This window comes from Ancylobacter sp. (assembly GCF_965279025.1).
Lineage (GTDB): Bacteria > Pseudomonadota > Alphaproteobacteria > Rhizobiales > Xanthobacteraceae > Ancylobacter.
This window is the reverse complement of the sequence record NZ_OZ257132.1, coordinates 3,180,028-3,200,596: the sequence shown is the minus strand read 5'-3', so window position 1 is coordinate 3,200,596 and position 20,569 is coordinate 3,180,028. Positions and strand designations below refer to the sequence as shown.

The 20,569-nt window shown below is 68.9% G+C and carries 18 protein-coding genes and 1 tRNA gene; 8 read left to right on the top strand and 11 right to left on the bottom strand.

Annotated features, from left to right (window positions below; all coding sequences use genetic code 11):
* Positions 1-7: 7 nt before the first annotated feature.
* The 4 genes from ACQY76_RS14770 to ACQY76_RS14755 form a co-directional block, all read right to left on the bottom strand.
* Complete coding sequence (locus ACQY76_RS14770; RefSeq protein ID WP_428029495.1) at positions 8-1,354, bottom strand: glutamate--tRNA ligase; 1,347 nt, start codon at positions 1,352-1,354, stop codon at positions 8-10.
* Between the two features lie 5 nt (positions 1,355-1,359).
* On the bottom strand, positions 1,360-3,033 hold the full coding sequence (locus tag ACQY76_RS14765) for an NAD+ synthase (RefSeq protein ID WP_428029494.1): 1,674 nt from the start codon (positions 3,031-3,033) through the stop codon (positions 1,360-1,362).
* A gap of 55 nt (positions 3,034-3,088) precedes the next feature.
* Positions 3,089-5,053 (bottom strand): rhamnan synthesis F family protein, encoded by a 1,965-nt coding sequence (locus ACQY76_RS14760; RefSeq protein WP_428029493.1) that lies wholly within the window; start codon positions 5,051-5,053, stop codon positions 3,089-3,091.
* 85 nt (positions 5,054-5,138) lie between these two features.
* Positions 5,139-5,489: a winged helix-turn-helix transcriptional regulator gene (locus tag ACQY76_RS14755; RefSeq protein ID WP_428029492.1), complete on the bottom strand. Its 351-nt coding sequence runs from the start codon at positions 5,487-5,489 to the stop codon at positions 5,139-5,141.
* 185 nt (positions 5,490-5,674) lie between these two features.
* Between ACQY76_RS14755 and ACQY76_RS14750 the strand changes: the two genes are divergently transcribed.
* Positions 5,675-6,688, top strand: a complete 1,014-nt coding sequence (locus ACQY76_RS14750) for a zinc-binding alcohol dehydrogenase family protein (protein WP_428029491.1) — start codon at positions 5,675-5,677, stop codon at positions 6,686-6,688.
* A gap of 23 nt (positions 6,689-6,711) precedes the next feature.
* Here ACQY76_RS14750 and ACQY76_RS14745 read toward each other — a convergent pair whose 3' ends face one another.
* The 4 genes from ACQY76_RS14745 to gor form a co-directional block, all read right to left on the bottom strand.
* Positions 6,712-7,530, bottom strand: a complete 819-nt coding sequence (locus ACQY76_RS14745; RefSeq protein ID WP_428029490.1) for an alpha/beta hydrolase — start codon at positions 7,528-7,530, stop codon at positions 6,712-6,714.
* Between the two features lie 150 nt (positions 7,531-7,680).
* The gene (locus ACQY76_RS14740) at positions 7,681-8,463 is read right to left on the bottom strand and encodes an alpha/beta hydrolase (protein WP_428029489.1); all 783 of its coding nucleotides are present in this window, start codon (positions 8,461-8,463) and stop codon (positions 7,681-7,683) included.
* Positions 8,464-8,562: 99 nt separating this feature from the next.
* Entirely contained in the window at positions 8,563-9,948 is a 1,386-nt protein-coding gene (locus tag ACQY76_RS14735) for a class II 3-deoxy-7-phosphoheptulonate synthase (RefSeq protein ID WP_428029488.1), read from the bottom strand.
* Positions 9,949-10,102: 154 nt separating this feature from the next.
* On the bottom strand, positions 10,103-11,509 hold the full coding sequence (gene gor / locus ACQY76_RS14730) for a glutathione-disulfide reductase (protein ID WP_428029487.1): 1,407 nt from the start codon (positions 11,507-11,509) through the stop codon (positions 10,103-10,105).
* Positions 11,510-11,716: 207 nt separating this feature from the next.
* Here gor and ACQY76_RS14725 point away from each other — a divergent pair, with 207 nt between their 5' ends.
* From ACQY76_RS14725 to ACQY76_RS14715, 3 genes are all read left to right on the top strand, one after another.
* Positions 11,717-12,682: a Bug family tripartite tricarboxylate transporter substrate binding protein gene (locus ACQY76_RS14725; protein WP_428029486.1), complete on the top strand. Its 966-nt coding sequence runs from the start codon at positions 11,717-11,719 to the stop codon at positions 12,680-12,682.
* An 87-nt stretch (positions 12,683-12,769) separates the two neighbouring features.
* Positions 12,770-13,255 (top strand): tripartite tricarboxylate transporter TctB family protein, encoded by a 486-nt coding sequence (locus ACQY76_RS14720; RefSeq protein WP_428029485.1) that lies wholly within the window; start codon positions 12,770-12,772, stop codon positions 13,253-13,255.
* Positions 13,256-13,265: 10 nt separating this feature from the next.
* Positions 13,266-14,777 (top strand): tripartite tricarboxylate transporter permease, encoded by a 1,512-nt coding sequence (locus ACQY76_RS14715; RefSeq protein ID WP_428029484.1) that lies wholly within the window; start codon positions 13,266-13,268, stop codon positions 14,775-14,777.
* 71 nt (positions 14,778-14,848) lie between these two features.
* Here ACQY76_RS14715 and ACQY76_RS14710 read toward each other — a convergent pair whose 3' ends face one another.
* The 3 genes from ACQY76_RS14710 to ACQY76_RS14700 all read right to left on the bottom strand — a co-directional run bounded on the left by ACQY76_RS14710 (position 14,849) and on the right by ACQY76_RS14700 (position 16,721).
* Positions 14,849-15,412, bottom strand: coding sequence for a DUF2059 domain-containing protein (locus ACQY76_RS14710; RefSeq protein ID WP_428029483.1), 564 nt, complete (start codon positions 15,410-15,412; stop codon positions 14,849-14,851).
* 23 nt (positions 15,413-15,435) lie between these two features.
* On the bottom strand, positions 15,436-16,137 hold the full coding sequence (rpiA, locus tag ACQY76_RS14705) for a ribose-5-phosphate isomerase RpiA (RefSeq protein ID WP_428029482.1): 702 nt from the start codon (positions 16,135-16,137) through the stop codon (positions 15,436-15,438).
* Between the two features lie 113 nt (positions 16,138-16,250).
* Complete coding sequence (locus ACQY76_RS14700; protein WP_428029481.1) at positions 16,251-16,721, bottom strand: hypothetical protein; 471 nt, start codon at positions 16,719-16,721, stop codon at positions 16,251-16,253.
* 182 nt (positions 16,722-16,903) lie between these two features.
* Here ACQY76_RS14700 and ACQY76_RS14695 point away from each other — a divergent pair, with 182 nt between their 5' ends.
* The 4 genes from ACQY76_RS14695 (at position 16,904) to ACQY76_RS14680 (ending at position 20,542) form a co-directional block, all read left to right on the top strand.
* On the top strand, positions 16,904-17,590 hold the full coding sequence (locus tag ACQY76_RS14695; protein ID WP_428029480.1) for an HAD-IA family hydrolase: 687 nt from the start codon (positions 16,904-16,906) through the stop codon (positions 17,588-17,590).
* A gap of 88 nt (positions 17,591-17,678) precedes the next feature.
* Positions 17,679-17,753 (top strand) — tRNA-Val (locus ACQY76_RS14690).
* A gap of 55 nt (positions 17,754-17,808) precedes the next feature.
* On the top strand, positions 17,809-18,540 hold the full coding sequence (locus ACQY76_RS14685; protein WP_428029479.1) for an SOS response-associated peptidase: 732 nt from the start codon (positions 17,809-17,811) through the stop codon (positions 18,538-18,540).
* A 106-nt stretch (positions 18,541-18,646) separates the two neighbouring features.
* Positions 18,647-20,542, top strand: coding sequence for an acyltransferase family protein (locus tag ACQY76_RS14680; protein ID WP_428029478.1), 1,896 nt, complete (start codon positions 18,647-18,649; stop codon positions 20,540-20,542).
* Positions 20,543-20,569: the final 27 nt, after the last annotated feature.

The window sequence follows — 20,569 nt, the reverse complement described above, 5'->3', positions numbered from 1 at the left end:
CGCCCTGTCAGGCCCGCTCGCCCCGCAGTCGTGCGGCTGCCTTTTCGCGGCTGATCAGCGGCAGCAGCGCCTTCATTTCAGGGCCGCTCTCCCGCCCGGTGAGAGCGAGGCGCAGCGGGTGGAACAGCGTCCGCCCCGCGCGCCCGCTTGCCGGTTTCACCGCCGCGATCCAGCGCGGGTAGACCTCATTGTCCCACGGCCCTTCCGGCAGCAGCGCCGCCGCCTGCGCCAGGAATGCCGCGTCGGCCGGCTCCACCACCGGGTCGACCGGCCCCTCCACGACGCGCCACCAGTCGGCGACGTCGGCCAGCCGGGCGAGATTGCCGCGCACCGCCCGCCAGAACGCCTCGCCGCCGCCAATGCCGAGCGCGGCCAGCCGGCCGGCCACCGCCTCGAAAGGCAGGTGATGCAGCGTCGCGGCGGTGAGCGCCGACAGTTCCGCCGGATCGAACCGCGCCGGCGCGCGGGAAATCTTGGCGAAGTCGATCTTGGCGGCCAGCTCGTCCAGCCCGGCTACCGGCTCCACCGCCAGCGAGGTGCCGGTGAGCACCGCAAGCGCGGCGACCGCCAGCGCCTCCTCGCCCTCTTCGCGCAGGGCACGCAGCGAGAGGTGGCCGAGGCGCTTGGAGAGCCCCTCGCCGCTCGGCAGGGTGAGCAGATTGTGGTGGCCGAAGGTCGGCACCGTTCCGCCCAGCGCCGCGATGATCTCGATCTGCACGCCGGTATTGGTGACGTGGTCCTCGCCGCGCACGACATGGGTCACGTCCATCTCGATATCGTCGACAACCGAGGTCAGCGTGTAGAGATAGGAGCCGTCCTCGCGCACCAGCACCGGATCGGACAGGGTGGCCGTGTCGACGCCCTGGCGCCCGCGCACCATGTCGTCCCACACCACCTGCCGCCCCTCGAGCTTGAAGCGCCAGTGCGGGCGGCGGCCATCGCTTTCCAGCGCGGCGCGGGCGGCGTCGGTCAGCTTCAGCGCCGCGCGGTCATAGACCGGGGGCAGGCCACGCCGGCGGCGCGACTGGCGCATCGCCTCCAGTTCCTGCTCGCTCTCATAGGCGGGATAGAGCCGGCCGAGCGCCTTCAGCCGCTCCACCGCCGCATCGTAGCGCGCGAGCCGGCGGGACTGGTACTCGACCCGGTCCGGCGCGATGCCGAGCCAGGCGACATCCCCGGCGATAGCCTCGGCAAAAGCCGGCGTCGAGCGCGCGGTGTCGGTGTCGTCATAGCGCAGGATGAAGGTGCCGCCCCCGCGCCGCGCGAACAGAGCGTTGTAGAGCGCGGTTCGGGCATTGCCGACATGCAGCAGGCCTGTCGGCGAGGGGGCGAAGCGCAGGACGGGCGGGGTCATGAGGCTCACACCGTCTCGCGGAAGCGGTTGGTGATGGGGTAGCGACGGTCGCGGCCGAAATTGCGCGCCGTCACCTTCACCCCTGGCGCGGCCTGCCGGCGCTTGTACTCGGCGATGTTCAGCAGCCGCTCGACACGCGCCACCAGCGCCGGCTCGAAGCCCTCGGCGACGATGGCGGCAAGCGGCAGCTCACGCTCCACCAGCCGCTCCAGAATGGCGTCCAGCACCTCATAGGGCGGCAGGCTGTCCTGGTCTTTCTGGTTCTCGCGCAGCTCGGCGGTCGGCGGCTTGGTGATGATGTTCTCGGGGATGACCATCCCCGAAGGCCCCAGCGCCTCGGCCGGCTTCCAGCGGTTGCGCAGGTGGCACAGGCGGAAAACCTGCGTCTTGTAGAGGTCCTTCAGCGGATTATAGCCGCCATTCATGTCGCCATAGAGCGTGGCGTAGCCGGTCGACATCTCCGACTTGTTGCCGGTGGTCAGCACCATGGCGCCGAATTTGTTGGAGAGCGACATCAGCAGCGTGCCGCGCACGCGCGACTGCAGGTTCTCCTCCGTCACGTCGCGGGCCGTACCCGCGAACAGCGGCGCCAGCACCGTCTCCAGCGCCTCCACCCCCTCGGCGATGGGAAGGATGTCGTAGCGCACGCCCAGCGCCTGCGCGACGCCGGCCGCGTCGGCCAGCGATTCGTCCGAGGTGTAGCGATAGGGCAGCATCACGCAATGAACCCGCGCGGCGCCCAGCGCGTCCACCGCCATCGCCGCCACGAGCGCGGAATCGACGCCACCGGAGAGGCCCAGCACCACGCCGGGAAAGCCGTTCTTCCCGACATAGTCGCGCAGGCCCATGACGCAGGCGGCATAGTCGGCCTCGTCCTCCAGCAGCAGCGGGGCGCGGGCGCCCTCCTCGCAGCGCCAGCCATCCGCCCAGCGCTCCCAGCGGGTGAGGCGGACGCGCTCCTGGAAATTCGGCAGCTGCACCGCCAGCGTGCGGTCGGCGTTCAGCACGAAGGAGCCGCCATCGAAGACCAGCTCGTCCTGACCGCCGACCTGGTTGACATAGGCGAGCGGCAGCCCGCTCTCCACCACCCGCGCCACCGCGATGTTGGTGCGCTCGTCATAGACGCTGCGGCGATAGGGCGAGCCATTGGGGATCAGCAGGATTTCCGCCCCGGTCTCGGCAAGGCACTCGATCACGTCCGGCGACCAGATATCCTCGCACACCGGCACGCCGAGCCGCACGCCGCGAAAGGCGATGGGGCCCGGCATCGGGCCGGGGGTGAACACGCGCTTCTCGTCGAACACACCGTAATTGGGCAGGTCCACCTTGGTGCGGATGGCCGCCACGGTGCCGCCCTCGAGCAGCAGCACGGCGTTGTAGAGCTTGCCGCCGTCGACCCAGGGCGCGCCGACCAGCAGCGCCGGCCCGCCATCGGCGGTCTCTGCCGCCAGTTCCTCCACCGCCTGACGGACCGCCGCCTGGAAGGACGGCTTCAGCACGAGATCCTCGGGCGGATAGCCGGAGAGGAACAGCTCGGAGAACACCACCAGCTCCGCCCCCTGCCCGCCCGCCAGCGCCCGCGCCTCGCGCACCTTGCGCGCATTGCCGGCGATGTCGCCGACGATGGGGTTGAGCTGCGCGAGGGCGATGAGAAGCTGGTCGGCGGGGGCTTGGGACATGGCGGTGATTTAGCCTCCCCCCGGCATGGCGGCAATGGGGCGCGTGCGGCGCTCCCTACTCCCAATCCGTGCCCGGAACCCGGATGGCAGCGACACCGAAGCCCGCCTTGCGCACCGCCATCGGCAGCAGCCGCTCGACGCCGTGCATGACCGTGCCATCGAGCGGTATCGGCTCGGGTGGATAATCGTCCCATTGCAGGTCAAGGGCGAGAATGCCGGCCAGCGCCGCCGGGCGCACGGCGAACATGTTGCCGACGGGAAAGTCGACATAGGTGCCTGCCGGCTCGGCAATGCCGAGATCCGCCCGCAGCTCGTCCGCGATGCGGCCATTGCGCGCCCAGTCGAGCAGATTGACGTCTTCGGGGTAGACGAGCCCGAGCCTGGGATCGGCCTCCAGGCAGGCGAGAACCGAATCGATCATCGGCCGCTGCCCGCCGATCAGGTTCTCCCACAGGAAGCTGCGCCACGGATCGCCGATGGCGCGGCGCCGGCCTTTGGTCTTCTTGCCGTGCACATGGAAGAACACGTCATAGCCGCCGCCGGTGAGCGCGTCGCGCAGGGCGGTGAGGAAGGGACCGATGTCCCGGCCGAGATTGGGCACGACATCGACGCGCACCGGGGCGGGATAGGCCGCCGTCAGGGCGCGCAGATCGTCCGCCTTTTCCGCGGTGTCGGTGGTGAGGAAAAGGTCCGGCCGCGCGGCATTAGCCGCCACCCGCTCCAGCAGTTCGGGCAGCAGGTCGGTGTAGAAGAAATGCCCGTGCAGCCCGGCCTTCAGACGGCTGGGCGCCGGCGCCGCCAGCGGGCCGAAGACCGGCAGGGTCCACGGGCCGTCGGGCCTGCCGCGTTCCACCCAGTGCGAGAGCGGGTAGCGACGCTGGTCGAAGCAGGCGACCGGATGGTGCTCGGCATAGATGAGCGCATGGAAGCCGGAGCAGTTGCGGCGCAGCGGCGGGCGATTGGGGTTGAGGTGCAGCAGCGCGCTGTGCCGCCAGGCGGCGATGGCGCGCTCCAGCCTCGCCTCCAGCGAGACCAGGCCCGGCGGGTCCTTCTCGCGCGGAAGGGTGAGCATCTCCAGCCGCGCCGGCCCCATGGACATCGCCAGCGCCCGCTCATTGTCCAGCTCCGCGCCGATCTCGCGGCCGAGCGCGCAGACCGTGGCGACGCCTGAGGTCAGCGGCCCGGCGACCGCCACGCGCCGGCGGCGGGCAGCGAACTGCGGCAGGGCGGCCAGCGCGGCCTCGCGCACCGCCTCGGACGGAAAGACGACGGCGCTGGCCCGGTCCAGCAGCCTTTCCAGCGCCAGTTCCGGCATGTCGGCCAAGCCCGCTTCGGAAGGATCGACCACCGCCACGACCGGAACATTGCGCCGCTCGAAGGCATCGGCCGCGTCCGCGACCTTGCCGCCGATGGTGACGGCGAAGAAAGGCCGGTCCTGATAGGCCCGCAGCGCCAGCGCTTCGACCAGCACGGCACGCGGCACCCGGCGCCCCGCCACGGCCACGGCAACCTCGCTGGCCGGCGTGGTGGCAGCCTCACCCGGCGGCGGGCCGTCGAGCCGCAGCACGACCACCTCATATTCGTGGCCGAGGTGACGGGCGAGGTCCCGCGCCGGCGCCGCATCGGCCTCGACGATGACGAACACCCGGCGGCGTCCCGGCGGTGGGGCCGCGGGAAATTCCAGCCCCGCCACGAGCGGCGCCAAGGCGTCGTCCGCCTGCTCCAGCCAGGGGGCAAAGGCGCGCCGGGGCCAGCCCGGCTTCTTGAACACAATGGCTTCGAAGGCCGGCCGGGGACGGTGATAGGCATCGAAAAGCAGCGTGCGCAGCACCGCGCCAGGCCGGCCATCCGCCTCGAACAGCAGGCGGTTGAACAACCGGCCGATCTTCTGGCTGTACGCGGTGATGGTGCGGCGAACCTTGCCGCGCTGCTTCGGCACGAAATAGCGGCGGCGCCCCACCGCGTCACCGGCATCGGGCGCCGGCGGCAGCGCCGACAAGGGAGGCTCGGGACGGTTCATGACACTCCGGGCGGGCCGATGCGGAAGATCCTGCGCCGCGTTCTAATCAGCGCCGGCGCCGAAGGCCAGAGCCACGGCCGCAAACTCATTCCGCGGCAATGTCGAAAAGCCCGCGCGGGCGGCTTCCCCAGCGGTGCAGTTCCTCGATTGCGGTACGCAGGCGCCCGCCCTCCGGGGTGAGGCGATAGCCGACCTGCGGCGGCACGGTGGGATAGACCGCGCGCGCCACCACACCGTCCGCCTCCAGCTCGCGCAGGGCCTTGGCGAGGATGCGCGGCGACACATTGGGCATGCGCCGGCGCAGTTCGCTGTAACGCAGTTCGCCGGCGAGCAGGTGATAGACGATGCCGCCCTTCCATTTGGCGCCGATGATCTCCAGCGCTGCCTCGACCGGGCAACCCGCGCCGCATCCGTAATCCTGATGACGCCTCGCCATGGGCTGTCTCCGCTTCGTGCCACGGGAATTTAGGTCGTCCACCATGTCGAGGAAAGGGACTCACATTTTCGATACCTGCCGACAATTTCGTGCGTTCTTGCGCTTGGCGCCCGCATCGCGACATTGGAGATCAGATTGTCACACCATCGGGCACGCGTCTGCGGACGCGGTGCAGGAGACCTCTCATGAAGGCCATCGGCTACATCCAGTCCCTTCCGATCACCGAGGAGCGGGCGCTTTTCGATTTCGAGACTGCCGCGCCCAGCCCCGGCCCGCGCGACCTGCTGGTGCGGGTAAAGGCCGTCTCGGTCAATCCCGTCGACACCAAGGTGCGGATGCGCCGCGCCGGCACGGACGCCGCGCCCGTCATCCTCGGCTGGGACGCCGCCGGCGTGGTGGAGGCCGTCGGCACGGAGGTCACGCTGTTCAAGGTCGGCGACGACGTGTTCTATGCCGGCGACCTCAACCGGCCCGGCACCAATGCCGAGTTGCACCTCGTCGATGAGCGGATCGTCGGCCACAAGCCGGCCTCGCTGAGCTTCGCGGAGGCTGCCGCCCTGCCGCTCACCTCACTCACCGCCTGGGAAGGCCTGTTCGACCGGCTGCAGGTGCCGATGAGCGGCGGCGAGGGCAGCAGCGTGCTGATCATCGGCGCAGCGGGCGGCGTCGGTTCGCTGGCGGTGCAATTCGCCCGCCAGCTGACGCGCCTCACCGTCATCGGCACCGCCTCGCGTGCCGAGAGCCGCGCCTGGGTCGAGACCCTTGGCGCCCATGCCGTCATCGACCACTCCCGCCCGCTGAGCGCCGAACTCGACTCGGCCGGGCTGGGGCTGGTGGACTACACCTACACGCTGACCAACACCGACACGCATTGGGCGGAGATCGTGAAGGGCGCCAAGCCGCAGGGCCGCATCGCCATCATCGATGACCCAGCGTCGCTCGACGCGCTGCCGCTCAAGGGCAAGAGCCTGTCGCTGCATTGGGAACTGATGTTCACCCGCTCGCTGTTCCAGACCCCGGACATGATCCGCCAGCACGAGATACTGGACGAGGTCGCGCGCCTCGTGGATGCCGGCACGGTGCGCACCACGCTGGGCGCGAATCTCGGCACCATCACCGCCGCCAATCTCAGGCGCGCTCATGCGCAATTGGAAAGCGGGCGCTCCATCGGCAAGATCGTGCTGGAAGGCTGGGACTGATCCCCGCTGCGGCGAAGCAGACCCTACACCGCGCGGTCGGGCAGCAGCCCGGCCGGCTCCGCCCGGTCCGCCGTACCGAGCCGGCGTTCGAGCAGACGCTCGATGAGGACATAGCGCAGGCGCCGGAAAATCCCGGTGCTCTTGCGCCGCCTTATCTTCTCATAGGTCGCCGAGACCAGCCGGTGCTGCCAGATGCGGCGCTCGAACCGCGCGGCATCGAAGCGCCCTTCGGCGATGTCGAGCACGGCGCTGTCCAGCAGGCCGCATTCCTGCACATAGGTGATGGAGGCGTGGCCGCTGAAATAGATGCGCACGAGGTCGAGTTCCGCCTCGCGCGACAGGCCGCGAATATGGCGTCGGTCCTGGTTGAGTGGATCGTAGAAGACATATTTGACCGCTTCCGCGCGTGGCTTCTGGCGGTCCCAGAGCACAGAGCGGCTTTCCGAGCCCCAGCGCCGTTCCCACCATACCCGCCAGCGGTCGATGCTGTATTGCGGCGAGAAGGCGATGACCACATCCGCCCGCAGCGGCTCGGAAAAGCGCAGCGCCGCATAGCCGCCCATGCTCATGCCATAGGTGACGACGCGCGCGCTCTCCGCGATGTCGGCGCGCACGCGGGCCAGCGCCTCGGGCATTTCCGGGTATTGATACCAGCAATTTCCGGTCGGCATGAAATGGTAGGCGGTGCGCTCGCGCTTGGCGAAGAACACCTCGCCGAAGGCCTTGCGGTCGTCCGGCCGGTCGGGGCGCAGCGATTCGAAGGTCACGAACACCGTCTCGTCGTCATGGCCCGGAACCTTGACGACCTTGAGGTTCTCGCTCTCGAAGATGACCTGACGCACGCCGCAACTCCCGCTGGCCGCGGGGCGGCCTCTTGCGAGAGGTCACGCTAACGGCCGGCGGCGTTACCCGACAATCACAATTTCCAAAGATTGCGCAATTGCGCGGGAATGCGGCAAATCGGTCGCAGCGTTGCCCAAAGCGGGCGGGGGTCACCCGAAACGGTCGACGAGGGCGGCGCGGAGCCGGCGGAACAGCCGGCCGCGCTTGCGCGCGCGCTTTTCCCGGTAGAGCGGCGAGCGGTCGAGATGGGCGGCCAGCTCGCGCTGGAAGGCGGCGGCATCGAAGCGGTTCTCGGCGACGTCCAGCACCACGCGGCCGAGCAGGCCGGACTGCATCAGCACGGTGATCGAGGCATGCCCGGCATAGGGCACGCGCACCCGCACCACGTCGGCGACACGCGCAAGCAGCCGGACATGCCGGCGGTCGCGGTTATGCGGGTCGTAGAAGAGAATGATCGGCACGCCGCGCGGAAGGCTCAGCCGCTCCCACAAGATCTGGCGCGGGCGGTCGAACAGCCGGTCCCAGCGCTTCTCCCACGGCACGATTTTCGGGTCGATGCTGTATTGCGGCGAGAAGGTGAGAATGCGCGAAATGCCGAGCAGCCCGGAAAAGCGGATGGCGGCATAGCCGCCCATGCTGACGCTGTACGCGACGATCTCGGTCCCCGGCGCGATATCGGCCCGCACGGCTGCCAGAACCTCCTCCATCTCCGGGTACTGGAACCAGAAATTGTCCTTGGCGAGAAAATGATAGGCGGGGAAGCCGTTGTCGCTGAGGAACTTCTCGCCAAAGCCGGCCCGCTCGAGGTCGGGGTTGAGCTGGTGCGCCTCGAAGGTGACGAAGACGACGTCGCTGCGCGTGCCGGCGGTGCGCACCACGCGCACGTTCTCGGTGTCGAGAAAGACCTGACGTCCGGCCTGGCCCTGCGGCACGCGGGCAACCTCCCAAATGAAAACACCGCGCCTCCGGGGAGCCGCGGTGCTTCCTAGTCCGTCTGGCGGGGCCGGCAAAGCCCTGCCGGCGCGCTGGCGCTATTCGGCGGCCTCGAACGCCGGGCGCACCCGGCCGGAGCGCGCCTGCTTCAGCAGCTCGGCGACGAGGAAGGCCATCTCGATGGCCTGCTCGGCATTCAGGCGCGGGTCGCAATAGGTGTGGTAGCGGTCCTTCAGGTCCGCATCCGAGATCGCCCGCGCGCCGCCGGTGCATTCGGTGACGTTCTTGCCGGTCATTTCCAGATGCACGCCGCCGGCATAGGTGCCCTCGGCCGCATGGACGGAGAAGAAGTCCTTCACCTCGCTCAGGATCTTCTCGAACGGACGGGTCTTGTAGCCCGAGCCGGCCTTGATGGTGTTGCCGTGCATCGGGTCGCACGACCACACCACCGAGCGTCCCTCGCGCTTCACCGCCCGCACCAGGCCGGGAAGATTGTCGAACACCTTGTCGGCGCCGAAGCGGGCGATCAGCGTCAGCCGGCCCGGCTCGTTCTGCGGGTTCAGCATGTCGATCAGGTGCAGCAGATCGTCCGGCTTCAGCGAGGGGCCGCATTTCAGCCCGATCGGGTTCTTCACGCCACGGCAATATTCGAGATGAGCGTGGTCGGCCTGGCGGGTGCGGTCGCCGATCCAGATCATGTGGCCCGAGGTCGCGTACCAGTCGCCCGTGGTCGAATCCACCCGCGTCAGCGCCTGCTCGAAGCCGAGCAGCAGCGCCTCATGCGAGGTGAAGAAGTCGGTCGAGCGCATTTCCGGATGGTGCTCCGGGTCGAGCCCGATGGCGCGCATGAAGTCGAGCGCCTCGGTGATGCGGTCGGCCAGCGCCTGGTAGCGGCCGGATTGCGGTGAGTCCTTGATGAAGCCGAGCATCCACTGATGCGCATTGCCAAGGCTGGCATAGCCGCCATTGGCGAAGGCGCGCAGCAGATTGAGCGTCGCCGCCGACTGGCGGTACGCCTCGATCTGCCGGCGCGGATCGGGAATGCGGGCTTCCGGCGTGAACTCGATATCGTTGACGATGTCGCCGCGATAGGACGGCAGTTCCACGCCGTCCACGGTCTCCATCGGCGCCGAGCGCGGCTTGGCGAACTGGCCGGCAATGCGGCCAACCTTCACCACCGGCGAGGCGCCGGCATAGGTCAGCACCACCGACATCTGCAGGAAGACGCGGAAGAAATCGCGGATGTTGTCGGCCGAATGCTCGGCGAAGCTCTCGGCGCAGTCGCCGCCCTGCAAAAGGAAGGCTTCGCCATTCGCCACCTTGGCGAGTTCGCGCTTCAGCCGGCGGGCTTCACCTGCAAAAACCAGCGGGGGAAAGGTGGCAAGCTGACGCTCCACCGAAGCCAAGGCTCCGGCGTCCGGATAATCCGGGACCTGCTGAACGGGCAAGGCCCTCCAGCTATCCGGCGTCCAGCGATCAGACATGACGGCCTCCAACAAGCGTAATACGCCGCCGGAGCTTGTCCCCGGCGGGAAAGGCGGGCCTTATACACCCAAGCATCCCGGCAAGACCAGAGGCCGGCGACGGTGCGTCATTGCAGCCGCGCCCAGCGCTCTTTGCACCCGGCCTTCCCACGCCCTACAGCGCCGGCGTCGCCTCGGCGGAGGCCTCGGGAAGCGGATCGCTGGTGGCGTGCTTGGAGCGCAGCGTGACGAGTTCCTCGGCGCTGGAGGGATGCAGCGCCATGGTGCGGTCGAAATCCGCCTTGGTGGCGCCGACATTCATCGCGATGGCCGCCATCTGCACCATCTCGCCCGAGCCCTCGCCGATGAGGTGGACGCCCAGCACCTTGTCGCTGGCTTGGTCGACCACGATCTTCATGAAGGTACGCGAGGTGCGGCCCGACAACGTCGCCTTCAGCGGGCGGAAATCGGTCTGGTAGATGTCGAGCCGGCGGCCCTGCGCCCGCGCCTGCTGCTCGCTCAGCCCCACCGTGCCGATCTCCGGCTCGGTGAACACGGCGGTCGGGATGTTGTCATAGCTCACCTGCCAGGGCCGCTTGCCGAACACCGTGTCGGCGAAAGCATGGCCCTCGCGGATGGCGACCGGGGTAAGGTTCACCCGGTTGGTCACGTCGCCCACCGCATAGATGGAATCGATATTGGTGCGCGAAACGCTGTCGACCACAATGGCGCCGGCGGCGTCGAGATGCACCCCCACCGTCTCCAGCCCGAGCCCGGTGGTGTTCGGCACCCGGCCGATGGCCAGCATCACCTCGTCGACGAACAGGTCGCGGCCGTCATTGAGGCTCACGCGCTTCTCGGCGCCGTTTTCATGGATGGCCTCGATGGTGACGCCGAAGGCGAACTCCACGCCATTTGCCGCCATCTCGTCGACGAGGCGGGTGCGGATATCCTCGTCGAAGCCGCGCAGCAGCTTGTCGCCGCGGTGGACGACGGTGACCTTGGCGCCGAGCCCCGCCAGCAGGCTGGCAAATTCCAGCGCGATATAGCCCGCGCCCTGGATGACGATGCGCTGCGGGAAACGTTCGAGATGGAAGATCTCGTTCGAGGAGATGCCGAGCGCGCAGCCGGGGAAATCGAGGCCGTGATTGGGCCGCCCGCCGGTGGCGATGAGAATGGTGCGCGCGGTCACCGCCGTGCCGTCGGCGAGGCGAACCGCGTGCGGCCCTTCGATGACGGCCCGCTGGGCCACGATCTCCACCCCCGCCCGGCCGAGATTGGCCCGGTAGGCGCCTTCCAGCCGGTCGATCTCCTTGTCCTTGTTGGCGATCAGCGTCGGCCAGTCGAAGCGGGCGCCTTCCACGGTCCAGCCGAAGCCCGCGGCATCCTCGAATTCGTGGGCGAAGCGGGCGGCATAGACGAACAGCTTCTTGGGCACGCAGCCGCGGATCACGCAGGTGCCGCCGAGCCGGTATTCCTCGGCGATCTTTACCTTGGCGCCATAACCCGCCGCGATGCGCGCGGCACGCACGCCGCCCGATCCCCCACCGATGACGAACAGGTCGACGTCGAACTGGTCCATGATGGGTCTCTCCACTGCGCGCCCGATTGCTGGTGGCATGTCGCCCCGCCAGCCGCCCGCGTCAAGGCGGTGCATGGCTGGCGTGCGCAAACTCTCATCCTTCCGGCGAACTCGACATCGGGGGGGCAGCGGCCTTAGCTTCGCTCACCGCGTGCCAAGCGGCGGCCAGCGTAGAACGTGCCGCCGCCCTGTCTCTTGGAGGAAACCATGAAACATCTGCTCAGCGGGGCGCTGCTCGCCGCCGCCGTCGTCGCCGCTCCTTTGGGGGGCGCCTTTGCCGAAATCAACGAGTTGAAGATCGTCGCGCCGGCCGCCCCCGGCGGCGGCTGGGACCAGACCGCGCGTTCGATCCAGCATGTGCTGCAGTCTGACAAGCTGGTGGAGAACGTGCAGGTTCTCAACGTCCCGGGCGCCGGCGGCACCATCGGTCTCGCCCAGTTCGTCAATTCCAGCAAGGGCGACCCGAACGTCCTGATCGTCGGCGGCTACGTCATGGTCGGCGCCATCATCACCAACAAGTCGCCGGTCAACCTGTCGCAGGTAACGCCGATCGCTCGCCTCACCGGCGAGTACGAGGCCATCGCGGTGCCGACGAATTCGCCGCTGAAGTCGCTGGCCGATCTCGTCGCGGCGCTGAAGGCGGACCCGCGTAAAGTGTCCTGGGCCGGCGGCTCGGCCGGCGGCACCGACCACATCACCGCCGGACTGTTCACCAAGGCCATCGGCGTCGACCCGCGGATGGTGAACTACATCGCCTTCTCCGGCGGCGGCGAATCGCTTGCCTCGATTCTCGGTGGCAAGGTCACGGTCGGCATTTCCAGCCTGTCGGAATATGACGCGCAGGCGAAGGCGGGCAAGCTGCGCATTCTCGGCGTGTCCAGCGCCGCGCGCCTGCCGGAAGCCCCCGACGTGCCGACCTTCAAGGAATCCGGCGTCGACGTGGAAATCCAGAACTGGCGCATGATCGCCGCCGCGCCGGGCATCACGCCGGAGCAGAAGCAGGAACTCTCCCAGACCATCGAGAAGATGGTGAAGTCCAAGGCGTGGACCGAGATGCTGGCGCAGAAGGGCTGGGCCAACACGTACCTCGCCGGCGAGGCATTCGACGCCCAGCTCGCCAAGGACATTACCGCCACCCAGACCATCCTGAAGGATATCGGCCTCGCCCAGTAAGGGACGCTGCCTTCACGACCGATCCGAGACTCCCTCGCGGCGTGCCGCGGGGGAGTCTTTCGTTCCGACACCCCGGAGCTCCCGCTGATGAGCGATTCCCGCCCCACCTCCACCGCCGGCCCCGACAAGGCCCGCTTCGTCATCGCCTTCGCCCTCGCCGTGCTGGCCCTCGTGGTCGGCTGGGATGCGTGGCGGCTCTCCGGGATCAACTCCTATTCGGCCGTGGGGCCGGAGGCGTTCCCCGCCATCATCGCCGGCGGCCTCGCCTTGCTGGCGCTGGCCAATGCCGTCGAGGCCGTGCGCGAGGGCGCGCAGCAGCGCCCGCGCGACGAGGTCGGGCCCATGGCCTGGGTGCTGGCGGGACTGATCGGCCAGATCGTGCTGCTGGCCTTCGGCGCCGGCTTCGCGATCGCCACCGGATGGCTGTTCGCCGCCACCGCAAAGGGCTTCGGGCGCGGGCCGGTGTGGAAGCACTTCCTCGTCGGGGCGGTGATGTGCTTCGTCATCTATGTCGTCTTCGCCAAGGGACTGCAGCTCGCGCTGCCGGCCGGCCCCCTCGAACGGCTGATCTGAGGAGGCACCCATGGACACGTTCGCCGCCCTCGGCTCCGGGGTGATGGTCGCCCTCCAGCCGATAAATCTCCTCTTCGCGTTTGTCGGCGTCATGCTCGGCACCGCCGTCGGGGTGCTGCCCGGCATCGGGCCGGCGCTGACCGTCGCGCTGCTGCTGCCGATCACCTTCAAGCTCGACCCGGCCGGCTCGCTCATCATGTTCGCCGGCATCTATTATGGCGGCATGTATGGCGGTTCCACCGCCTCCATCCTGCTCAACACGCCGGGAGAAAGCTCGTCGATCGTCACGGCGCTGGAGGGCAACAAGATGGCCCGCGCCGGGCGTGGCGGGCCGGCGCTCGCCACCGCCGCCATCGGCTCCTTCGTGGCCGGCACCATCGCCACGATCGGGCTGGCGCTGGTGGCGCCGACCGTGGTCGACCTCGCCATCTCCTTCGGCCCGGAGGACTATTTCGCGCTGATGGTGCTGGCCTTCACCACCGTGTCGGCGGCCTTCGGCTCGTCGGTGACGCGCGGGCTCACCAGCCTGTTCATCGGCCTCTCGCTCGGCCTCATCGGCATCGATCTGCAGAGCGGGCAGGCGCGCCTGTCCTTCGGCGTGCCCGACCTGCTCGACGGCGTGGAGGTGACCACGCTCGCCGTCGCCCTGTTCGCCATCGGCGAGACGCTCTCCGTGGTGGCGGCGGGCGCCCGCGCCGACGAGATCATCGAGCCGGTGAAGGGCTCGGTGTTCATGACCCGCGAGGACTGGAAGCGCTCGTGGAAGCCCTGGCTGCGCGGCACCTTCCTCGGCTTCCCCATCGGGGCCATGCCGGCGGGCGGCGCGGAAATCCCGACCTTCCTGTCCTATGCGCTGGAGAAGCGCCTGTGCCGCAAGCCGGACGAGTTCGGCAACGGCGCCATCGAAGGCGTTGCCGGGCCGGAGGCGGCGAACAACGCGGCGGCGGCCGGCGTGCTGGTGCCGCTGCTCACCCTCGGCCTGCCGACCTCGGCGACCGCCGCCATCATGCTCGCCGGCTTCCAGCAATACGGCATGAACCCCGGCCCGCTGCTGTTTGCCACCAACCCCGATCTGGTCTGGGGCCTGATCGCCAGCCTGTTCATCGCCAACGGCATGCTGCTGGTGCTGAACCTGCCGCTCGTGGGATTGTGGGTGCGCCTGCTGGCGATTCCGCGCCCCTGGCTCTATGGCGGCATCCTGGTGTTCGCCACGCTCGGCACGCTGGGCGCGAACCCATCTCTGATCGAACTGGGCATGCTGCTGATCTTCGGCCTGCTGGGCTACGTGCTGCGCCGCTACGACTACCCGATCGCCCCGGTCGTGGTGGGCCTGATCCTCGGCCCGCTCTCCGAGCAGCAGTTGCGCCGCGCGCTGGCCATCAGCGTCGGCGATCCGTTCGTGCTGTTCCAGAGCCCGGTGGCGCTGACGCTCTACGCGCTGTCCGCCCTCGCCCTGTTCGGGCCGCTGCTGTTCTACGTCATCACCGGCCGCAAGGCGCCGGTCGGCGCCGACGAGGACTGAGCGGCCGGCCGCACACACGAAAATGCCCGGCGCGAGCCGGGCATTTCTCTTTCAAAATCAGAGCGTAACAATCAGATGGTGAAGCCGCGCTTCTTCATCTCTTCGCGCACCCGGCCGTCCATCTCGCGCGCGAAGGTGGCGCTCCAGGCCTGGATGCTGCTGAAACCAACCTTGAGCAGTTCCTCGCGCTTGGCCACCAGCTTCTCGCCCGCCGGCGAGCGGTAGAAGGCCAGAAGGTCCTTCAGTTCCTGGGTGGTGAACTGGGTGGCGTAGATTTTGGCGAGGATCTGGACGATCTCGGTGCGGCGGCTCTCATATTGCGCCGAGAGCTGCTTGGCGACTTCGCGCAGGTCGCGAATCAGGTCCGGGTTGGCCTGCACGAAGCCGGCCGCCGTCTGCTCCACCACGTTGGGGATCACCGCGTCGAAGCTGCTGGCTTCGCCATTGGCGACGAGGAGTTCATTGGCGAGCTTCATCTGCTCGGCGTTGGGCTCGGGCACCGCCGGGGTGGCCGCCTGGGCGATCTGGAAGGGGGCGGTGTCCTGCGCCAAAGCGGGAGCCGCACCGGCGAGGCCCAGCACCAGCGCCGCGCCTGCAAAACGCGCTGCAAGCGCTGCTGCACTATCAAGCTGCATGAAAGTCTCCCTGCGAACTGCGTTCATGCGCGATCAATGACTGTCACGCCGCCGGCGCCCGCGAGAATGACGCGGCTCGCCAGATTGATGAAAAGGCCATGCTCCACCACGCCCGGCACAGTGGAGAGCTCGGCGGCAAGCGCGGTCGGGTTGGCGATGCTGTGATAGGCGGCATCAAGGATCAGGTGTCCCTGATCCGTGACGAAAACATGACCGTCCGGCCGGCGGCGCAGGGTCAGAAGGCCATGGCAGCCCGCAGCGCGGGCGGCGCGGTCGATGCCCCGGCGGATGGAAGCGACGCCGAAATCCACCACCTCGATCGGCAGCGGGAAGGTGCCGAGCACCTCGACCTTCTTCGACGCGTCGGCGATGACGATCATCTGCTTGGCGGCCGAGGCGACGATCTTCTCGCGCAGCAGCGCGCCGCCGCCGCCCTTGATCAGGGTCAGGTCCGGCCCGACCTCGTCGGCGCCGTCGATGCACAGGTCGAGCACGGGATGTTCGTCCAGCGTGCCCAGCGGAATGCCGAGGCTCTCGGCTTGTGCGCGGGTGGCCTCGGAGGTGGGCACGCCGACCACTTCCAGCCCGTCATTCATGCGCAGGGCGAGAAGGTCGACGAGATGCCGCGCGGTCGAGCCGGTGCCGAGGCCGAGCTTCATGCCCGAGCGCACATATTCCAGCGCCTGCGCGGCGGCCAGTCTCTTGAGGTTGTCTGCGTCGGACATGGTCGTCGCGTGGCCCCTGCCTTTGAGCGCTTCCAGCTTCTACTCGTGCGTAGCGCCCTTGGGCCGCGCGGACAAGCCCGCGAGCCCCCCCGGCGCAGCGCCGCCCCCGTCGATCATTGGGTGGAAGGCGGCGTGCAGACCACCGCAGGCTCGACCCCGCCGCCGTCCTTCGGCATGTCGCGGACATAGCAGACGCTCATCTGCCCGGTCCCGGCATTGACGCGGAAAATGCCGGTCTCGCCGGAGTAGCGGGTCGACATGATGTCATAGGTGCCGGGTGCCCCCGCCTGCGCGCTGGCATCGCGCCGGAAGCAGCGGGTGACGCCGACGAGACTGCCCTCCGGGCGCTCGAACTGGCAGGCATTGACCTCGCCATTGCGCATATTGACCGAATAAAGCCGGTTCGCCTGTGCCGAAGGCGGCGCCGCGAACACGAACGGGCCGGTCGCCCCGCCGGCAGCGGACTCGCCCTGAGCCGCGGCCGGCGCCGCGTCCTGCGCCTTGGCCGGAACTCCCGCCAGCATAGCGAACATCAAGGCGGCACCCGCCGCGGTCGTCAGCCAGCCCTGCATCATCACCTTCATCGCCGGAACACCCCAGATAGGCCTCGGATACCATCTTCCCGCCGCGTGACGGTCTCGTCCGCTGCGCCCGATGGACGCGGCACGCTGGACAGCAAAAGCGGCAGGATTGTAGGCCTAACGTGCAAGTCCGTCTCGCGGCGGCGGGCAGGCGCCGTTTCCCGTCACAATCCACGGAAATTGTCATGACAGCCTCCCCGCCTCCCGCCGTCATCGCCTTCGACCTCGACGGCACCCTTGTCGACACCGCCCCCGACCTGCTCGACACGCTCGACATCGTGCTCGACGAGGTGGGCGCCGCCCGCCTGCCGCGCGAGGAAACCCGCAAGATGATCGGCGCCGGCGCCAAGGCGCTGGTGAATCGCGGCCTCACCGCCGCCGGCATCACCGTCGCGCCGCCGGAATTCGAGAAGCTGTATGAGAGCTTCCTTGCCCATTACGCCGCGCATATCGCCGATTCCTCGCGCCCCTTCCCCGGCCTCATCGAGGCGCTGGACGAGCTTTCCGCGCGGGGGCATGTGCTCGCCGTGTGCACCAACAAGCTGGAATATCTCTCGCGCCTGCTGCTCGACCGGCTGGAACTCACCGACCGCTTCGCCGTGATCGCCGGTGCCGACACCTTCGCGGTCCACAAGCCGGACGCCGGGCACCTGCTCGGCACCATCGAGCGTGCCGGCGGCGTGCCCACCCGCGCCATCATGGTGGGCGACAGCCTGACCGACGTGCTGGCAGCGAAGAATGCCAATGTGCCGTCCATCGTCGTGCCCTTCGGCTACACCGAAACCCCGGCCGAGGAACTGGGCGCCGACGTGTTCATCGCGCATTACGGGCTGCTGGTGGAAACGGTCGAGCGCCTACTCAGCCGTGGGTGACGGTGCGAGCCCGCTTGACACCCGGGGCGCGGACACACTACATCCCGCCGCGATGGCGCTGGCCTCGGGGTAACCCGCCGAGGCCGACGGGCGATTAGCTCAGCGGGAGAGCACTCCCTTCACACGGGAGGGGTCGCAGGTTCAATCCCTGCATCGCCCACCATCCATCGCCTCTGCGCGGGGATGGCGACGGCCTTCGCGCCGTTCGGAACGCCCTCATGTGCAACCTCTACAGCCATCATTCGAATCTCCGCGCGATCACCGATCTTGTCGGCACGCTGCGCAACCTTGCCGGCAACCTGCCGCCGCAGCCCGGCATCTTCCCGGATTTCCCCGCCCCTATCGTGCGCACGGACCCGCTAGGCATGCGCGAGCTGGTGCTGGCGCGCTGGGGCATGCCCTCGCCGCCCCAGGTCGGGGGACCGCCGGTGACCAATATCCGCAACCTCGCCTCGCCGCATTGGCGGGCGTGGAGCGGGCCGGCGCATCGCTGCCTCGTGCCGTTCACCAGCTTTTCCGAATATGCGCCCGTGCCGAACCCGGCGACGGGGCGCAAGGATGTGGTGTGGTTCGCGCTCAACGAGGAGCGCCCGCTCGCCTTCTTCGCCGGCCTGTGGACAGGCTGGACCGGCACGCGCGGCACCAAGGCGGCGCCGGTGGAAGGCCAGCACGAGCTGTTCGGCTTTCTCACCTGCGCGCCCAATGGCGTGGTCGAGCCGATCCATCCCAAGGCGATGCCGGTGATCCTCACCACCGCCGAGGAGCGCGACATCTGGCTGCGGGCGCCGTGGAACGAGGCCCGCGCCCTGCAGCGGCCCTTGCCGGATGAGAGCCTCGTCATCGTCGCGCAGGGCGCGGCCAAGGAAGACCCGCCGCCGGGACCCGCAAACGCAGCGCCGCCCGCCGCGCCGCGCCCGCCGGCCGCGCCCGAGCAGGGCAGCCTGTTCTGACGTGCGCTTCGGCGCGTCCTGTGGCGCATCCTATCGCGCGTCCCCTTGCCCGTGCTGCCGGGTGGCCATAATGGTCGTGGTTTCCGCCTGAACGAGCCCGCCATCCGTGCATCATCATCTGCGCTACCGCGCCCATATTGACGGACTGCGCGCCATCGCCGTGCTCGGCGTCGTGCTGTTCCATTTCGGCGCGAACTGGCTGCCGGGCGGCTTTATCGGCGTCGACGTGTTCTTCGTCATTTCCGGTTTCCTCATCACCAAGTCGATCTATGCCGACATGGAGGCGGGCAGCTTCTCGATTTTCGGCTTCTATGAGCGGCGGATGCGGCGCATCGCGCCGGCCTTCTTCGTGGTCACCGCGCTGACCAGCGTGTGCGCCTTCCTCCTCTTCTTTCCCAACCAGCTGATGACCTATGGCCGCTCGCTCATCTGGGCGGTGCTGGCCTTCGGCAATGTCTATTTCTACCTGCGCACGGATTATTTCGGCCCCTCGGCCGAGGAGACGCCGCTGCTGCATTACTGGTCGCTCGGCGTCGAGGAGCAGTTCTATTTCCTGTTCCCGGCGCTGATCCTGCTGTGCGCGCGGTTCTTTCCCCGGGCGCGGGGGCAGATGGTGCTCGGGCTGCTCGTCGCCTCGCTGGCGGCGTGCGAGATCATCCGCCCGCTGAACCCGGCGGCGGCGTTCTATCTGCTGCCGTTCCGCGCCTTCGAGCTGCTGGTCGGCGCCGCGCTCGCCTTGCCGGGCCTGTGGTTTCCGCAGGAGCGCCGCACCGGCGGGGCGGCGGTGGCCGGCGGGTTCGCGCTCATCCTCGCGGGCATGGTGCTCATCACCGAGCGCTCGCCCTTTCCCGGCCTGCTGGCGCTGGTGCCGTGCCTTGGCACCGCGCTGGCGATCTGGGGCGGGGAGCGGACCATGAGCCTGCCGGCGCGGCTCCTGGGGCTGCGCCCGCTGGTGTTCTTCGGCGCCATCTCCTATTCGCTCTACCTCGTGCACTGGCCGATCGTGGTGTTCGCCCGCCCGCTGCTGCCGGACCTGCCGGCGCCGGCCTTCCTCATCGGCGGCGTGGCGCTCTCGACCGCGCTCGGCTGGCTGTGCTGGCGCTTTGTCGAGCAGCCGGTGCGGCTGAACCGCGCCCTGTTCGCGCGGCGCGTGGTGTTTGCCGGCACGGCTTTGGGCGGCCTGCTGCTCATCGGCTTCGGCGCGCTGGCCTCGCAATATCGCGGCTTTCCCGAGCGGCTGGACCCGGAGATCCAGCGCGTGCTGGCCTTCACCCGCTACCCCTTCCGCGAGGTGGTGCGCGACGGCACCTGCTTCATCAATGACCGCCGGCCCAAGCCCCGGCCGGAGCCGGAATGCCTGCCCGAGAGCCGGCCGAGCCTGGTGCTGTGGGGCAGCAGCCATGTCGCGCAGTTCATCGGTGCGCTGGAGCCGATCGCCAAGGCGCACGGCTATGCGGTGGGCCAGATCACCGGTGCCGCCTGCCCGCCTTTGGTGCATGCCTCCATCTCGCCGATGTGCGACACGCTGAACCGCTTCGCCTTCGACTGGCTGCTGGAGCACAAGCCCAGCATCGTGGTGATCGGCGGCGACACGCTGAACTCGCCCGCCCATTTCAAGCAGCTCGACGCGGATCTCGCCCGGCTGCATGGCGCGGGCATCCGCGTGGTGCTGCTCGGCCCGGTGCCGCAATATACGCGCCCGGCGCCGGAGATTCTGGCCGAGCGGATGTATCGCGGCACTGCGAGCCGCCTCGCCGATGACGACCTCACCGAGGGCACGCGGCGCGCCGACCGGCTGATGGCGGCGCATTTCGGCGACAACCCCGACGTCACCTTCGTCTCCATCCTCGCCATGTGCCCGGGCGACAACTGCCCGATGATGGTGGACGGCACGCCGCTGCAGTTCGACCCCACCCATTTCACCCGCGAGGGCGTGGCCTATTATGGCGACAAGCTGGGCGCGCTGATCTTCGGCGCCGCGCCGCCGGCGGCGACGCCATGAGGCCGGGCGCTGCCGCTATGTCCGCCC

Excerpts from the sequence above, each read along its gene's own strand:
- ACQY76_RS14770 (WP_428029495.1), bottom strand. The coding sequence starts at position 1,354 with ATGACCCCGCCCGTCCTGCGCTTCGCCCCCTCGCCGACAGGCCTGCTG.
- ACQY76_RS14765 (WP_428029494.1), bottom strand. The coding sequence starts at position 3,033 with ATGTCCCAAGCCCCCGCCGACCAGCTTCTCATCGCCCTCGCGCAGCTC.
- ACQY76_RS14760 (WP_428029493.1), bottom strand. The coding sequence starts at position 5,053 with ATGAACCGTCCCGAGCCTCCCTTGTCGGCGCTGCCGCCGGCGCCCGAT.
- ACQY76_RS14755 (WP_428029492.1), bottom strand. The coding sequence starts at position 5,489 with ATGGCGAGGCGTCATCAGGATTACGGATGCGGCGCGGGTTGCCCGGTC.
- ACQY76_RS14750 (WP_428029491.1), top strand. The coding sequence starts at position 5,675 with ATGAAGGCCATCGGCTACATCCAGTCCCTTCCGATCACCGAGGAGCGG.
- ACQY76_RS14735 (WP_428029488.1), bottom strand. The coding sequence starts at position 9,948 with ATGTCTGATCGCTGGACGCCGGATAGCTGGAGGGCCTTGCCCGTTCAG.
- gor (WP_428029487.1), bottom strand. The coding sequence starts at position 11,509 with ATGGACCAGTTCGACGTCGACCTGTTCGTCATCGGTGGGGGATCGGGC.
- ACQY76_RS14725 (WP_428029486.1), top strand. The coding sequence starts at position 11,717 with ATGAAACATCTGCTCAGCGGGGCGCTGCTCGCCGCCGCCGTCGTCGCC.
- ACQY76_RS14720 (WP_428029485.1), top strand. The coding sequence starts at position 12,770 with ATGAGCGATTCCCGCCCCACCTCCACCGCCGGCCCCGACAAGGCCCGC.
- ACQY76_RS14715 (WP_428029484.1), top strand. The coding sequence starts at position 13,266 with ATGGACACGTTCGCCGCCCTCGGCTCCGGGGTGATGGTCGCCCTCCAG.
- ACQY76_RS14710 (WP_428029483.1), bottom strand. The coding sequence starts at position 15,412 with ATGCAGCTTGATAGTGCAGCAGCGCTTGCAGCGCGTTTTGCAGGCGCG.
- rpiA (WP_428029482.1), bottom strand. The coding sequence starts at position 16,137 with ATGTCCGACGCAGACAACCTCAAGAGACTGGCCGCCGCGCAGGCGCTG.
- ACQY76_RS14700 (WP_428029481.1), bottom strand. The coding sequence starts at position 16,721 with ATGAAGGTGATGATGCAGGGCTGGCTGACGACCGCGGCGGGTGCCGCC.
- ACQY76_RS14695 (WP_428029480.1), top strand. The coding sequence starts at position 16,904 with ATGACAGCCTCCCCGCCTCCCGCCGTCATCGCCTTCGACCTCGACGGC.
- ACQY76_RS14685 (WP_428029479.1), top strand. The coding sequence starts at position 17,809 with ATGTGCAACCTCTACAGCCATCATTCGAATCTCCGCGCGATCACCGAT.